Source organism: Verrucomicrobium sp. GAS474 (genome assembly GCF_900105685.1).
Taxonomy (GTDB): domain Bacteria; phylum Verrucomicrobiota; class Verrucomicrobiia; order Methylacidiphilales; family GAS474; genus GAS474.
Map to the genome: position 1 here is coordinate 673,044 of NZ_LT629781.1, position 13,162 is coordinate 686,205.

General features: G+C 68.3%; 13 protein-coding genes. 3 read left to right on the forward strand and 10 right to left on the reverse strand.

The window, feature by feature from the left end; all coding sequences use genetic code 11:
* Positions 1-9: 9 nt before the first annotated feature.
* Together BLU04_RS02815 and BLU04_RS02820 are read right to left on the reverse strand one after the other, a co-directional pair.
* Positions 10-1,125, reverse strand: a complete 1,116-nt coding sequence (locus BLU04_RS02815; protein ID WP_093281941.1) for a hypothetical protein — start codon at positions 1,123-1,125, stop codon at positions 10-12.
* Positions 1,126-1,169: 44 nt separating this feature from the next.
* The gene (locus BLU04_RS02820) at positions 1,170-1,358 is read right to left on the reverse strand and encodes a hypothetical protein (protein ID WP_093281943.1); all 189 of its coding nucleotides are present in this window, start codon (positions 1,356-1,358) and stop codon (positions 1,170-1,172) included.
* Positions 1,359-1,533: 175 nt separating this feature from the next.
* Here BLU04_RS02820 and BLU04_RS02825 point away from each other — a divergent pair, with 175 nt between their 5' ends.
* Together BLU04_RS02825 and BLU04_RS02830 are read left to right on the forward strand one after the other, a co-directional pair.
* Positions 1,534-2,733 carry a histidine kinase gene (locus BLU04_RS02825; protein ID WP_157895046.1) on the forward strand — a complete coding sequence of 400 codons (1,200 nt, stop codon included), beginning with the start codon at positions 1,534-1,536 and terminating at the stop codon, positions 2,731-2,733.
* Positions 2,730-3,539: a LytTR family DNA-binding domain-containing protein gene (locus BLU04_RS02830; protein WP_162274618.1), complete on the forward strand. Its 810-nt coding sequence runs from the start codon at positions 2,730-2,732 to the stop codon at positions 3,537-3,539. The genes BLU04_RS02825 and BLU04_RS02830 overlap by 4 nt, the downstream gene beginning before the upstream one ends.
* A gap of 37 nt (positions 3,540-3,576) precedes the next feature.
* Here BLU04_RS02830 and BLU04_RS02835 read toward each other — a convergent pair whose 3' ends face one another.
* From BLU04_RS02835 to BLU04_RS02870, 8 genes are all read right to left on the reverse strand, one after another.
* On the reverse strand, positions 3,577-4,197 hold the full coding sequence (locus BLU04_RS02835; RefSeq protein ID WP_093281950.1) for an FMN-dependent NADH-azoreductase: 621 nt from the start codon (positions 4,195-4,197) through the stop codon (positions 3,577-3,579).
* A gap of 68 nt (positions 4,198-4,265) precedes the next feature.
* Positions 4,266-5,027: a sugar phosphate isomerase/epimerase gene (locus tag BLU04_RS02840; protein ID WP_093281952.1), complete on the reverse strand. Its 762-nt coding sequence runs from the start codon at positions 5,025-5,027 to the stop codon at positions 4,266-4,268.
* Positions 5,028-5,083: 56 nt separating this feature from the next.
* Complete coding sequence (locus BLU04_RS02845; RefSeq protein WP_093281955.1) at positions 5,084-7,078, reverse strand: ABC transporter permease; 1,995 nt, start codon at positions 7,076-7,078, stop codon at positions 5,084-5,086.
* Positions 7,079-7,092: 14 nt separating this feature from the next.
* On the reverse strand, positions 7,093-8,115 hold the full coding sequence (locus tag BLU04_RS02850) for an HlyD family efflux transporter periplasmic adaptor subunit (RefSeq protein WP_093281957.1): 1,023 nt from the start codon (positions 8,113-8,115) through the stop codon (positions 7,093-7,095).
* A 34-nt stretch (positions 8,116-8,149) separates the two neighbouring features.
* Complete coding sequence (locus BLU04_RS02855; protein WP_157895047.1) at positions 8,150-9,499, reverse strand: TolC family protein; 1,350 nt, start codon at positions 9,497-9,499, stop codon at positions 8,150-8,152.
* Positions 9,500-9,973: 474 nt separating this feature from the next.
* Entirely contained in the window at positions 9,974-10,501 is a 528-nt protein-coding gene (locus tag BLU04_RS02860; RefSeq protein WP_093281963.1) for a chromate transporter, read from the reverse strand.
* A complete protein-coding gene (locus tag BLU04_RS02865; protein ID WP_093281966.1) occupies positions 10,498-11,106 on the reverse strand; it encodes a chromate transporter in 609 nt (202 codons plus the stop codon). The genes BLU04_RS02860 and BLU04_RS02865 overlap by 4 nt, the downstream gene beginning before the upstream one ends.
* A 4-nt stretch (positions 11,107-11,110) precedes the next feature.
* The gene (locus BLU04_RS02870; RefSeq protein ID WP_157895048.1) at positions 11,111-11,896 is read right to left on the reverse strand and encodes a hypothetical protein; all 786 of its coding nucleotides are present in this window, start codon (positions 11,894-11,896) and stop codon (positions 11,111-11,113) included.
* A gap of 438 nt (positions 11,897-12,334) precedes the next feature.
* Between BLU04_RS02870 and rpsB the strand changes: the two genes are divergently transcribed.
* Positions 12,335-13,102, forward strand: a complete 768-nt coding sequence (rpsB, locus tag BLU04_RS02875) for a 30S ribosomal protein S2 (RefSeq protein ID WP_093281971.1) — start codon at positions 12,335-12,337, stop codon at positions 13,100-13,102.
* The last annotated feature ends 60 nt before the right edge of the window (positions 13,103-13,162 follow it).

Here is a 13,162-nt window from a genome sequence, read left to right on the forward strand (position 1 = left end):
GGATCGCCGTCAGCTCACCCGCTGGATGTGGCTCCAGGAGGAGCCGCCCTTCAGCACGCCCTCGACCAGGCCCTGCCTCGCGCTGAAGGTCAGCTCGAGGAGGAAATCGGGCTGGGCCGGGAGGAAGCGGCGGATCTTGAAGGTCTCCGTCATCCGGTTCGCGAAGACGATTTCCGCCGAGGCCGTCGACGCGCCCTCATGGGGCCGCTTCGGAAGAAAGGGGAGGAGAAGGCGGAGCGGGCCGGTCCCGACGGGGAGCGGCGGCGCGGGAGGGAACGGCAGCCCCGCCGCCCACCGCATCCCCTGAAGGGGATGGAGCGGAACGGGTCCCGCCTGCCAGAGGAGCGCGGGGAGACTCGCACGGGTCCCCAGCCGTCCTTCCTCGAAGCGGAGGGGCTGGAAGCACCCCTTTCTCAGCCGGAACCGGAGCGAGGCCGCGCCGTGCTTCGAGCGGGAGATCCAGAGCGAGTCCCCTCCGCCGCACCGATGGAAATCGAGCGCCTCCCGCCATGTCCCCTCCGAGGTGTGGAACGCGTAGAGGGGCGGGGGGCCCCCCGGCGCGGGACGGAAGCAGGCCTCCATCCAGGCCGTCCGCGCACAATTGGAAAGAAGGTCGCCGGGGGCCGGGCACCCTTCCTCGTGATAGTGCCAGGCCTCGTTCGTCTTCGTCCCCGGCTCTCCCTCCCCCCGGCGATGGCTCCGATAGCCGCCCATCCGGAACGGGACGGCGTTCCACCGGCCCTCCCGCTCCTCCTCCATCCACATCACGAGGCGGGGACGGAAGGAGCGGAGGTGGCCGAGGAGTTCCCCGCCCTTCACCGAGGCCCCCCGCTCGACCGCCAGATCGCGTCGCCGGAACGGGAAGAGGCGGACCCGGCGTCCGAGGGGGAGGTCGAGGAGGAGCGCGACGGTCCCGGCCTCGCCCGTCTCGTCGAGGGGGAGGACCCCCGCGATCCGCCCCGCCGCCGGGGCGTAGACCGGGACGCCGCAGGGCCGGGGCCAGATCGCCTCGAAGCCGAGCCCCTTCTCCCCCTTCCGGCCCGGGACCACCTTCCACTCCCCGTCGAAGGGAGGAGCGAGCACCACGGAGACGACCCCGGCACCGGCCTCGGACTCGGACTCCATGCGACTCTCGGGATTCAGCGCAGGCATCACAGACATCACAGGCTCTAGTGGGAGAGCGCGAGGTGAAGCTCCTTCAGGACGGAGAGGAGTTCGCCGAGCGAGGCGCCCTCTTCCTTCCCCCGCTCCGGCGTCTCGAACGCGGCGGAAAAGGCGCGGGGCAGGTTGCGGACGACGCGGGGAGAGAGAGCCGGAAGGACCGGAAGGGCGGCGGCGGTCGGAAGCGACGTGTTCATGGCGGCACGATGAGCCCGATTCCCTCCGCCTTCGAGGCGGGGGGGACGAAATCGGGCCGCGAAGGGACGAAAACCGGAAAACGGGGGACGGGCCGGGCAGGGGCGAAAAAAGCGCCCTCCCGCCCCGAAAATCGGCTTGTTCCGGCCGCGCCGAAGGGAGAGATTGGCCTCCACGATGCGCGACGATTTCCCTCCTGCCGGAACCGGTCCCTCGCCTGCGGGGACCGTTCCGGAGCCCCCCTCCGTCCTCGCCGTCGCCGGGGCCGCCTTCGTCGTCTTCTGGCTCCTCCTCCTCGTCCTCTTCGCCGCGCCGCCCGTCTTCTTTTTCAGCGCCTCGTGGGCCGGGGCCTTCCGGGGCTCGCTGATCCTCTGGCTCCCGTGGATGATCGTCAGCCCGGCGATGCTCGCCGCCGCCCACCTCCTGCCGCCCCGCTTCGGGAAGGGCTCGGGACCGGGGCAGTGGCTCCTCTTCCTCGGCGGCCACCTCGCCGTCTGCGTCGCGCTGATGTTCGCCGCCGGATGGCTGATGATCCACATCCTGCCGAAGCCGCCCCACGCCGAGCATCGGCCGCCCCCGCCGCAGGAGGATCAGTACGCCGCCGACGGCACGAACATCGGCCGCCCCACCCGGGTCGACCGGGTCGTGATGGACCACTTCCTCCAGGGCGTCCCGATCTCGGTCCCGCTCTACGTCGCCTCGCTCCTCCTCGTCTCGGTCCTCGCCTCCCACCGTCGCGCCCTCCGCCGGGAGCAGCGGACCGCCGAGCTCGAACAGCAGCTCTCCCAGGCGCGGCTCGACGCCCTCCGCGCCCAGCTCCACCCCCACTTCCTCTTCAACACCCTCAACGTCCTCGCGGAGCAGATCCACACCGCGCCCGACCAGGCGGAGGAGATCGTCCTGAGCCTCGGCAACCTCCTCCGCGCCGCCCTCGACACCCGGAACAAGACCCGCATCCCGCTCCGGCAGGAGGCGCAGCTCGCCCGCGATTACCTCGGCATCCAGAAGATCCGCCACGGCAGGCGGCTCCGCGTCGAGGAGGAGATCCCGGCGGAGACCCTCTCCTGCGCCGTCCCGCCGCTGATCCTCCAGCCCCTCCTCGAGAACGCGGTGAAGTACGCCGTGGAGGAATGTCCCGGCGAGGCGGTGATCCGCTTCCGCGCCAGCCGGATCGAGGAACGCCTCGTCGTCGAGATCGAGGACAGCGGCGCCGACCTCGGCCCCCGCTCGCGGAGCGGGCACGGCATCGGCATCGAGAACGTCCGCACCCGCCTGGAGGCCTCCTACCCGGGCCTCCCCGTCCGCTTCGACCTCCTGCCGAACCGCTTCGGCGGCATTACCGCTCGGATCGAGATCCCCGTCGTCTCCGCCCTATGAGTTCCTCCGATTCCCATTCCGCCCCGCTCAAGATCGTGATCGTCGACGACGAGGAACCGGCGCGGCTCCGGTTGAAACGCTTCCTCGAGGGGGAGCCGGGGATCGAGGTCGCCGCCCTCTGCCAGGACGGCGAGGAGGCGATCGAGGCCGTCGTGAACCACCGGCCCGACCTCCTCTTCCTCGACATCCGCATGCCGGGCCTCGACGGCTTCACGGTCCTCCGCTCGCTCCCGGCCGAGTTCCGCCCGCTCACGGTCTTCGTCACCGCGTTCGACGAATACGCCGTCCGCGCCTTCGAGGCCCACGCGGTCGATTACCTGCTGAAGCCGTTTTCCAAGCAGCGCCTCGGCGAGAGCCTCGCCCGGGTCCGCGCCCTCGTCGCCGCGAGGAAGCAGGGGGAGATGGCGAGGCAGCTCGACCGCCTCCTCCAGGCCCTCCCCGCGCCGCCGGAGGAGGGCGAGAAGAAAGAGAAGGCCGCCTACCCCCAGCGCCTCACCGTGAAGGACGGCCCCCGGATCGCCGTCGTCCCGATGGAGGAAATCGTCTGCTTCCTCGCCGAGGGGAATTACATCGAGGTCTGCTGCGCCGACGGGCGGAAGCTCCTTCTCCGGGAGACGATGGTGAGCCTCGAGGCGCGGCTCGATCCGGCGCGGTTCTTCCGCGCCAGCCGTTCGGCCCTCATCCACCTCGCCCACCTGCGCGAGATCCGCACCGAGGGGAAGAGCCCCTCGCTCCTCCTCCTCGCGAACGGGGAGAAGGTGACCCTCACCGCCCCGCTGGAGCAGCTGCAGGAGCGGCTCCAGTAGGGCGGAAGGAAGGGCGCGAAAAAGCCCAGTCCGAGGCCTAGGCCTTCGCCGCCGCGGCGACCTGTTCCCGGATCGGGGCGAGGTAGGCGGTGCGGTCGATCTTGCCGTAGTTCACGTCGTTGACGCCGTCGGCGACGATGAACTCGACGTCGGTGATCCCGATGAAGCCGAGGATGCCGCGGAGGTAGGGCTCCTGGAAGTTGTAGGCGGCGTACGGGGTCCCGGCGCGGAAGACGCTCCCGCTCGCGGTGATGATCGTCACCTTCTTCCCCTTCACGAGCCCCTCGAGGCCGTTCGCCCCGAAGCCGAAGGTCCGGCCGACGCGGACGATCTGGTCGATCCACGCCTTGAAGACGGCGGGGATCGAGAGGTTGTACATCGGGATGCCGAAGACGTAGCGGTCGGCGGCATGGATCTCGGCGATCAGCTCGCTCGAGAACGCGAGGGCGGCCGTGTCGGCGGCGGTCGGCTCCGGGGCGAAGGCGGCGGCGATCCACGCCTCGTCGACGAAGGGCGGGGGCTGGTGGCCGAGGTCGCGGGAAATCACCTTCTCGCCCGGATGGGCGGCTTTCCACGCCGCGACGAAGTCGTGGGTGAGGCTGCGGGTGATGGAACGTTCGCCGCGCGGGCTGGCATCGATGTGAAGGAGGGTGCTCATTGCCCCACCATTAAACAACATATGTTGTTAAGTCAACACCCATCGTCCAGGCCGCGCTTCCTCCTCCTTTAGACCCCCGCCGCAGCGCAGCGGCGCAGGTGGGCGGCCCCGGCGCGGCAGATCTCGATGGCCCCTTCGCCCTCGTACTCGAAGACGACCGGCCAGCCCTTTTCCCGGGCGAGGGCGACGATGGGGACGAAGTCGATGTCGCCGAGGTCGGCCCGCACCTCGACCTTCTCGGCGAGGCGGATCTGCTTCGCATGGACGAGGCCGATCCGGTCGGCGTTCTGCCGGAGGAAGGCGAGCGGGTCCTTCCCGACGCGGGCGACCCAGAAGGTGTCGACCTCGAAGCGGACCGCCGCCGGATCGGTCTCCTTCAGGAGGATGTCGTAGCCGGTCAGGCCGTCGCCCGTGCCGAGATCGGCGAACTCGAAATCGTGGTTGTGGTAGTAGAGCTCGGCCCCGTGGGAGCGGAGCGTCGCCCCGGCGCGGTTCAGCCGCTCCGCCAGCTTGCGATAGCCCTCGGGCGACCGCTCCTTCTCGTCGAGCCACGGTACGACGTAGCGGCGGTTCCCGAGCGCGCCCTGGAAGGCCATCTGCTCGGAGAGGTTCTCGAAGAGATCGCCGAGGTGGGCCCCGATGACCTGGAGGCCGGTCTCGGCGAGGAGGGCGCGCCATTTTTCGAGCGGCCAGCCGTAGGTCCCGGCGGTTTCGATCCCGTCGAAGCCGAGGGCGCGGACCTGCCGCAGGGTTCCCTCCGCGTCGGTTTCGCATTCGCGGCGGAGGCTCCAAAGCTGGAGGCCGAGGGGGTGGGCGAGAGGGGAGGTCATGGTGTTTTTGGGGGTTCGGGTTTTCTGCGGTTTCCGGTCGAAAGGGTCGATGGCTCCTACTCCTGCCGGAGGGCCGTGATCGGGTCGAGCCGCGCGGCGCGGACCGCGGGCCAGTAGCCGAAGCCGACGCCGACGCCGACGGAGAAGCCGCACGAGAGGAAGATCGAGAGGAAGGTGGGGATGAGGAGGGCGCCCTGGAAGTAGCCGACGATGAGGGTGACGCCGGTCCCCGCCGCGATGCCGAGGCCGCCGCCGATGAGGCAGAGGGCGACCGACTCGATCAGGAACTGGAGCCGGATGTCGCGGCCCCGCGCGCCGAGGGCCTTGCGGAGGCCGATCTCCCGGGTCCGCTCGGTGACGGTGATGAGCATCGTGTTCATGATGCCGATGCCGCCGACGACGAGGGAGATCGCGGCGACGCTGGCGAGCATCGCCGAGAGGGTGTTCGTCACCGCCCGCAGCGTCTGGGCGACGCCCGACATGTCGATGACGCGGTAGCTGTCGCTGAGGACGCCGGGGATGTGGGGCCACTCCCGTGTCAGTTCCGTCAGCTCGTGCTGGGCCTCCTCGAGGTCGTCGGGGGAGGCCGTCGTCGTGTCGATCCAGTCGACGTAGCGGCGGCCCAGGACGCGGAACATCGCCGTCTGCAGCGGGAGGACGATCCGGTCGTCGAGATCGTTCGACCCGTCGGCCCCCTTCGGCGGGAGGACGCCGATGACGCGAAAGGGGATGTGGTTGATGAGGATCGTCTCCCCGACCGGGTTCCGCTTCCCGTCGGTCCCGAAGAGGCCGGCGAGGACGGTGGTCCCGAGGAGGGCGACGCGGGCCCGCTGGAGGCACTCGTCCTCGGTGAAGAAGCGGCCGTAGGTCGGCTTCGCGTTGAAGATCTCCTGATAGCCGGGCATCGCGCCCCGGGCCGAGGTGAAGACGTTGTTCGAGCCGTAGACGGCCTGGACGTTCCCGCTGACGCCGCCGGTGACGGCGGTGATCGTCGGGATCCGTTTCTGGATCTCGTACATCTCGGCGAGGGTCATCCGGGTGACGGCCCCGGGAGCCATGCGGACGCCGCCGGTCTGCTGCGGGTTCGCGAAGACGGTGAGGCGGTTCGAGCCGAGGGTGGCGATCTGCTGGCCGACCGAGTTCTGCGCCGCGTTCCCGAGGGCGAGCATGACGATGACCGCGCCGACGCCGATGATGATGCCGAGGGCGGAGAGGGCGGCCCGGAGCTTGTTTCCCCAGAGGCTGCGGAAGGCCTGCTGGAGGCCGGTGAAGAAGAGGTGCCAGCGGTGGAGCTGGGGCGGCGCGTCGGCCGGGGCGGCGGGGGCGATCGCCCCGGCGACGGAGGCGGCGGGCGGACCGGCGGGAGTGGAGGCCGGGCGGCGGACATCCTCGACCATGAGGCCGTCGTGCATCCGGATCGTCCGGTCGGCCATCGCGGCGATCGAGGGCTCGTGGGTGACGAGGATGATGGTGAGCCCCTCGGCGTGGAGGGCGCGGAAGAGGGCCATGATCTCGGCCCCGCTCTTCGAGTCGAGGTTCCCCGTCGGCTCGTCGGCGAGGATGAGGGTCGGGCGGCGGACGAGGGCGCGGGCGATGGCGACGCGCTGCTGCTGGCCGCCGGAGAGCTCGTTCGGCTTGTGGTGGCCCCGGTGGCCGATGCCGACGTGGTCGAGGAGGACGTTCGGATCGGCGGGCGGCCGCTGGCCCTGGCCGCCCTTGGCGTAGATGAGGGGGAGGGCGACGTTCTCCTCGGCGGTGATCCGCTTCAGGAGGTGGAACTGCTGGAAGACGAAGCCGATGGTCTCCGAGCGGAGGCGGGAGAGATCGTCGTCGGAGAGCCCCGCCGTGTCCTTCCCCGCGATGCGGAGGACGCCCTCGCTGGGGCGGTCGAGGAGGCCGAGGATCTGGAGGAGGGTCGACTTGCCCGAGCCCGAGGTCCCGATGATCGAGACGAATTCCCCCTCCCCGATCGTCAACGAAACCCCCTTCAGGGCCGAGACGACGGTCTCCCCCATGAGGTACGATTTGCAGACGTTTTCGAGGACGATCATGGGCGGGCGGGAGCCTACTTCTTCTTGTCTTTGTCCTTGTCCTGGTCCTTCTTCTTTCCGCCGGGCGCGAGGAAGGAGAAGCCGCCCTTCTTGGCCCGCTGCAGGGCGAAGGCGCGGCGGGCGATCCAATCGCCCTCGTCGAGGCCGGAGACGACTTCGGTGAACTGCCCGTTCGTCGCGCCGACCTCGATCTTGCGGAGGATCGGGGTCTCCCCCTTGCCGGGGACGACGAGGACCTCGTTCTCGGGCGTCAGCGCGTCGGTCGGGACCTGGAGGACGTCCTTGCGGTCGGAGACGATGAGGAAGACGTTGGCGCTGACGCCGCTCCGGATGAGGGTCGGCGTCTCGGTGAGGAAGATGTTCACGAGGTAGGTCGTGACGTTGTTCACGATGGTCGCGTCGTAGGCGATGTCGTGGACGGTCCCCTTCAGCACCATGTCGGGGAAGCTGTCGAACGTGATCTCGACCTCCTGCCCGACCCAGACGCTCTTCAGGTCGGTCTCGTCGACGTTCGACTGGACGATGAGGTGGTCGGACATCGTGAAGACGGCCTGCGCCGCCTGGACGACCTGGCCGGGGACGACGGCCGTCGAGATGATCCGCCCGTCGAGGGGGGCGATGAGGGGAGCGGGCTTGAAGACGTCGTCCCAGAACGCGATCTCCTTGCCCCCCGCCGCCCGCGCCGCGTCCATGAGGGCAGCCCGGTTCGTCGAGCTGATCCAGCCCAGGATCTGCCCCTGCTTCACGAGGTCGCCGTTGAGGACGGCGACCGAGTCGATCCGGCCCGCGATCGGCGGCGTGACGTTGAGCCGGTGCTCCGGCTGGATGATCGCCCCCTCGCGTAGGGTGACCCTCATCGGCGCGCGCCCCGCCTGGAGGTACTCGTAGGCCTCGCCGCCGGAGACGAGGCCGCCCGGACGGAAGAGGAAGAAGAGGACGACCGCCGCGATGAGGACGACGCCCCCGACCGCCGCGAGGACGAGCGGGTTTTTCCACGGGATCGCGCGGAGCCGGGCAAGGGGGGAGGGAAGATTCATGGGAGGGAGAGGAACGATGGAGGGGGGGATGGGTCTAGGGAATCGCGCCGAGGCCGCGCGCCTGCTCCCACGAGGCCTCGGAGAGGACGGCGTCCCGCCGGGCGGCGAGGGCGCTCTTCTTCTGGCCGACGTAGGTGTCGACGATGGAGTTGAAATCCTGGAAAGTCATGAGGCCGTTCTTGTAGCGGGCCTCGGCGATGCGGTAGCGGAGGACGTTCGCGTCGAGGATCTCCTGCTGGATGCGGACGTTGTCCCGCGCGTTGAGGAAGTTCGTGTAGCTCTGCGCGAGGGTCATCGCCGCCTGGTTCGTCCCCGAGGCGAGGAGGGCGAGGGTCTGCCGGAAGGAGGCCGTCGCCGCCTTCACGTTGAAGTAGGTCTGCCCGCCGTTGAAGATCGGGTAGGAGGCGTTGAGCCCCGCCGACCAGCCGTTGACCTCGGCGGGGAAATCGCTCCCCGTCCGCCCCCCGCTGACCCCGGCGGTGATCGTCGGATACCAGCCGCTCGTCGCCTGGGTGATCCCGGCGGCGGCGGCATCGACGGAGGCCTTCTGCTGGTAGTAGGCGGGCGTCGTCACCGCCAGCTTGTCGAACTCGGGCTGCTTCCCGTCGGGCCCCTCGGAGGGAGGCGCGGTGGTGAGGAGCTCCCCCGAGGCGGTGACCGGGGCGGGGAGGATCTTCCCGATGGCGGTGCCGAGCTGCCGCCCGGAGAGGACGTAGACGCGGCGGGCCTGCTCGAGGTCGTTCACCGACTTGTCGTAATTGGCCTGGCTGAGCAGCATCGCCCCCTTGTCTTCCTGGCCCCCCTCGTAGAGCCGCTGGACGAGGAGGGCGGCGCTCTTGCGGATCTCGATCACGTCGTCGCTGATGTCGAGGAGCTCCTGGGCGTAGAGCAGCTGGGCAAAGGAGCTCTTCAGGCTGTAGCTCGTCGCCGCCTTCTGCGCGTTGAGATTCGCGAAGGCAAGGGCGAGCTGGGCCTTCCCCTGCTCGATGTTTCCCTTCGTCGCGAAGCCGTCGAAGATCGTCTGCGTGAGGGAAAGCTGCTCCTGGTAGGCCGTCGCGTAATTCTGCGTCGAGGAAGGACCGGGACCGACATAACTCCGGTTGTCGCCGAAGGAGATCCGCATCTGCGGGTAGAGCGTCGAGTAGGCCCCGCGCCGCACCGCATCGCTATTGAGCACCGCCTCGCGGGCCGCCTGGAGATCGGTGCTGTTCTGCGCGGCAAGGCGGATGCAATCGGCCCACGTGAGAGAGGAAGACGTCGCGGCAGGCGCGGAGACCGCCGAGGCAGGCGAGGCCGCAGGAGGCGTTTCTTCCGAGAAGAGAGAGGAGGAAAGAGAAAAGAGGACCGCCAACCCCATTGCGAGGAAGAGAGTCTCCTTCCGCATTACATTCATACATTCACTCCGGAAAAGAGGTGTTACTCAATTAAACGCCCCATTGGAAGACGAAAGCGCCCTCGGGCAGTTTTTATGGGGGGGAGGAGTTGCGCTATCACGCAGGCCATCACCCCGCCTTGAACCTCTTCCATAAGAGTACGGTAGGGGAAACGGCTACCTCCAGCCCAAGGCTCGGCTCCTTCGGAGAGAGGCACGCTTCCATCGATACATCTCCCAATAGGAGTCTGGGCGTCTTGGCCCCGTCTCCCCCTATCGCTCGTACCCTCGGACGCTCAGGGAAGCAGCCGATTTAATCCAGTGAGGAGACGAGGCGCCGCCAAAGCGCGTCCGCCTAGTTCAGGCCCTCCGAAGGGGAGGTTCCAGGAGGGGCAAAGCCCCTCTTGGGCTATAAAGCGGATCGCCTCCAGCTGTACCGGGTCGACCCCGCCAGCCCCAACGGGCCGCCCCTCCCCGCAAAACCCCTCACCGCCCCACCCCAAACCACCCCACCCCCGCCCCGAACGCCAGCAGCACGAGCGGATGAACCTTCGTTTTCACCGCGAGCAACGCGCTGACTCCGGTAATGAACGCAAAACCCGGGCTGGTCGCCGCTCCCTTCACGATCAGGACGGCGCTGGCGGCGACGAAGCCGACGGTGACGGGGACGAGGCCCTCCTGGACCCGCCGCCGCCAGGGGCGGTCGCGGAAGCGGTGCCACAGATGGAGGGTGGCAAGGGCGAGGGCCGCCGTCGGGATGAAGGCGGCGAGCGCGGCGACGAGAGCCCCGGGGCCTCCCGCGACACTCCAGCCGACCAGGACGACGATCATCATGTTCGGCCCCGGCGCGGTCTGGGCGAGGGCGAAGAGGGCGCCGAAATCGTGGGCCGTCATCCAGTGATGGACGTCGACGACCTGCCGCTCCATCTCGGGCAGGATCGTATTCCCGCCGCCGAAGGCGAGGAGGCCGAGGTGGCCGAAGAGGAGCGCGAGAGAACCGAGGAGGGCCGTCATGGGGTGGGGAGGCCTTTCCCCGTCTCTTTTCTTTCCCGCCACCACGCCGCCGCGATGCCGAGGGGGATCAGCGCCGGGAGCGTCGCGGCGAGGGGGAAGCGGAAGACCGCGAGGGCCATGAGGCCGATGAGGGCGACGCCGATCGCCGGCGGCTTCCCCCGCAGGGGCCGGGCGAGTTTCACCGCCATCGAGACGAGGAGCCCCGCCGCCGCGGCCGCGAGGCCGGCGAAGAGGTGACGGACGCGGGGATCGTCCTTGTAGTGCGCATAGACCGTCGCGAAGCCGATTGCGATGAGGGAGGGAACGGCCAGCAGCCCCAGGAGGGAGGCCGCCGCCCCGCGTACGCCCCGGAAGCGGAAGCCGATGGCGGCGGAGAGATTGACGATGTTCCCGCCGGGCAGGAACTGGCAGAGGCCGAGGAGGTCGACGAACTCGGCCCCCGTCAGCCAGCGCCGTTCCTCGACGAGGACGCGATGGGCGAGGGGCAGCGTCCCGCCGAAGCTCATCAGGCTGAGAAGGAGAAAGCCCCGGAAGAGGGCGGCGCAGGTGGGCGCGGGCGGGGAGGCAAGAGGAGACGAAGGCGCGGGCGCGACCGGGTCGGCCATGGGCCTAACGCTGGGCCTCGATCGAGGCGACTTTCTTGCCGGGACGCCAGCCGTCGGCCAGCTCCCGCTCCTTCTGCTTCAGCGCGGCGTAGATGATCGCCTCCTCGCCGTAGGTCAGCCAGGGGCCGCTCGGCACTTCGGAGTCGTCGACGAAGCGCCAATGGGTCTTGTCGAGGCCGGTGAGGCCGAGGTAGGCGGCGACGGCGGGGGAGACATCGAGACCGGCTCCGTTGAATTCCTTCGGGCGGGCATCGCCGAAGACGTAGGAGGCCATGTCGGTCCGGATGGGGCCGACGTCCTGCCACTGGGCGTAGGCCGACTTGCCGTTCCGGTTCATGATCTGGATCCACTTCCCCTTGCACTGCGAGATGTAGCGGTTGTCGGCGCCGGGCGTCTTGTACCAGGGGCAATACTTCTTCGCCAACTCGGGGTAGACGACGTCGTTGAAGGGGAGGGCGACGTAGAAGGGATTCTGCGTGGCGGCGAATTTCTTCGGGACGAATCCCTCGTGCCGGGTCGGGTCGTCGACGCCGCCGTAGTTCTTCGTCCACTTCTCGTCCCAGGCGCTCGCCGAGTTCGTCGTGTCGCTATAGCTGCTCGACCCCTGGCCGATCCAGAAGTTCGTGGTGACGATGTTCTTCTTCCACGGGTAGGCCGCCTTCGGCTTCGCCTTGGTCAGGCCGGAATCGGGATCGGTCGCCTCGGCCGCCGCAACGGGGCTCGGGGAAAAAACGCAAAGCGCGTAAAAAGCGGAGAGAAAAAGAGTCGAGATCCCGGCCCGCACGCCCATTGCGCGGGAAAGTGTAAAAACTCGGGTGGCCGGGGAGAATGACATGGGCTCCGTTTGGGGGGAAAACTTAGATGACGCCCATCGTAACTCTTCGGTAAGCCCTGTCAATACGATATTTACGGGAAAACCTTTACAAGAATGACTGTACGTCCCAGGAAAGGTACAGGGAGGCGAACCGTACGGAGGGGGCAAAAGTCGCGCGGGGGAAATTTCTGCTTGTCAAAGGAGGGGAGGCCTCTACTGTTGCACTTCCCCTTTGTTCTGAAGAACCGGGGGGAAAAGAATCCGAAGGCGGGAAGCCGGAGCACGCTTGGACAGCCAGTCTGTCCTCTGAGTCCTGCGCCGACCCCTGAATCAAGGGATCACGTTGCAAAGAACACAACGACGTCCCGGCCGCTCGCCTCACGGATCACTCTAACTTAAAAGTTGTGAAGGATTATGGCCAAAGTAGACATTAAAGACTTGTTGGACGCGGGTGTACATTTCGGACACCGCACGCAGCGTTGGAACCCGAAGATGAAGCCCTATATCTTCGAGGCGCGCAACGGCATCTACGTGATCGACATCACGAAGTCGGCGCAGCAGATCGAGAACGCGGCGAACTTCCTCCGCGGCATCTCCGCGAAGGGCGAGAAGACCCTCTTCGTCGGCTGCAAGAAGCAGGCCCAGCAGGTCGTCATCGAGCTCGCCACCCGCAGCGGCTCCGGCTACGTCGCGGAGCGCTGGCTCGGCGGCACCCTCACCAATCTCACCACGATCAAGAAGTCGGTCGCGCGCATGCGCTTCATCGACGACCTCGAGGCCAAGGGCGGCTTCGACAAGATCCCGAAGAAGGAACTCGCCGCCCTCAAGCGCGAGAACGCCCGCCTTCACAAGAACCTTGACGGCCTCAAGGACATCGACAAGCCCCCGGGCGCCGTCGTCATCGTCGACCTCGTCCACGAGAACATCGCCGTCGTCGAGGCCCGCCGCCTGAAGATCCCCGTCATCGCCATCGTCGACACGAACGCCGATCCCGACCTCGCCGATTACCCCATCGCGGGCAACGACGACGCGATCCGCTCGATCAAGGTCCTCCTCGACGGCCTCAGCGAGGCGATCATCGAGGGCAAGGCCCAGCGCGGCGACTTCTCGCCCAAGGGCGGCAGCGGCGACAAGCAGGCGGCCTCCGTCACCGACGACACCCTCACGGGCGTCTCGGCCTAGTCCTCCGCCGAAGACTTCCAGAACATCCGCCCCTCCGGCATCGAACCGGTCGGGCGGATT

Excerpts from the sequence above, each read along its gene's own strand:
- BLU04_RS02820 (WP_093281943.1), bottom strand. The coding sequence starts at position 1,358 with ATGAACACGTCGCTTCCGACCGCCGCCGCCCTTCCGGTCCTTCCGGCT.
- BLU04_RS02835 (WP_093281950.1), bottom strand. The coding sequence starts at position 4,197 with ATGAGCACCCTCCTTCACATCGATGCCAGCCCGCGCGGCGAACGTTCC.
- BLU04_RS02830 (WP_162274618.1), top strand. The coding sequence starts at position 2,730 with ATGAGTTCCTCCGATTCCCATTCCGCCCCGCTCAAGATCGTGATCGTC.
- BLU04_RS02860 (WP_093281963.1), bottom strand. The coding sequence starts at position 10,501 with ATGACGGCCCTCCTCGGTTCTCTCGCGCTCCTCTTCGGCCACCTCGGC.
- BLU04_RS02825 (WP_157895046.1), top strand. The coding sequence starts at position 1,534 with ATGCGCGACGATTTCCCTCCTGCCGGAACCGGTCCCTCGCCTGCGGGG.
- BLU04_RS02840 (WP_093281952.1), bottom strand. The coding sequence starts at position 5,027 with ATGACCTCCCCTCTCGCCCACCCCCTCGGCCTCCAGCTTTGGAGCCTC.
- BLU04_RS02855 (WP_157895047.1), bottom strand. The coding sequence starts at position 9,499 with ATGCGGAAGGAGACTCTCTTCCTCGCAATGGGGTTGGCGGTCCTCTTT.
- BLU04_RS02865 (WP_093281966.1), bottom strand. The coding sequence starts at position 11,106 with ATGGCCGACCCGGTCGCGCCCGCGCCTTCGTCTCCTCTTGCCTCCCCG.
- rpsB (WP_093281971.1), top strand. The coding sequence starts at position 12,335 with ATGGCCAAAGTAGACATTAAAGACTTGTTGGACGCGGGTGTACATTTC.
- BLU04_RS02850 (WP_093281957.1), bottom strand. The coding sequence starts at position 8,115 with ATGAATCTTCCCTCCCCCCTTGCCCGGCTCCGCGCGATCCCGTGGAAA.
- BLU04_RS02815 (WP_093281941.1), bottom strand. The coding sequence starts at position 1,125 with ATGGAGTCCGAGTCCGAGGCCGGTGCCGGGGTCGTCTCCGTGGTGCTC.
- BLU04_RS02870 (WP_157895048.1), bottom strand. The coding sequence starts at position 11,896 with ATGGGCGTGCGGGCCGGGATCTCGACTCTTTTTCTCTCCGCTTTTTAC.
- BLU04_RS02845 (WP_093281955.1), bottom strand. The coding sequence starts at position 7,078 with ATGATCGTCCTCGAAAACGTCTGCAAATCGTACCTCATGGGGGAGACC.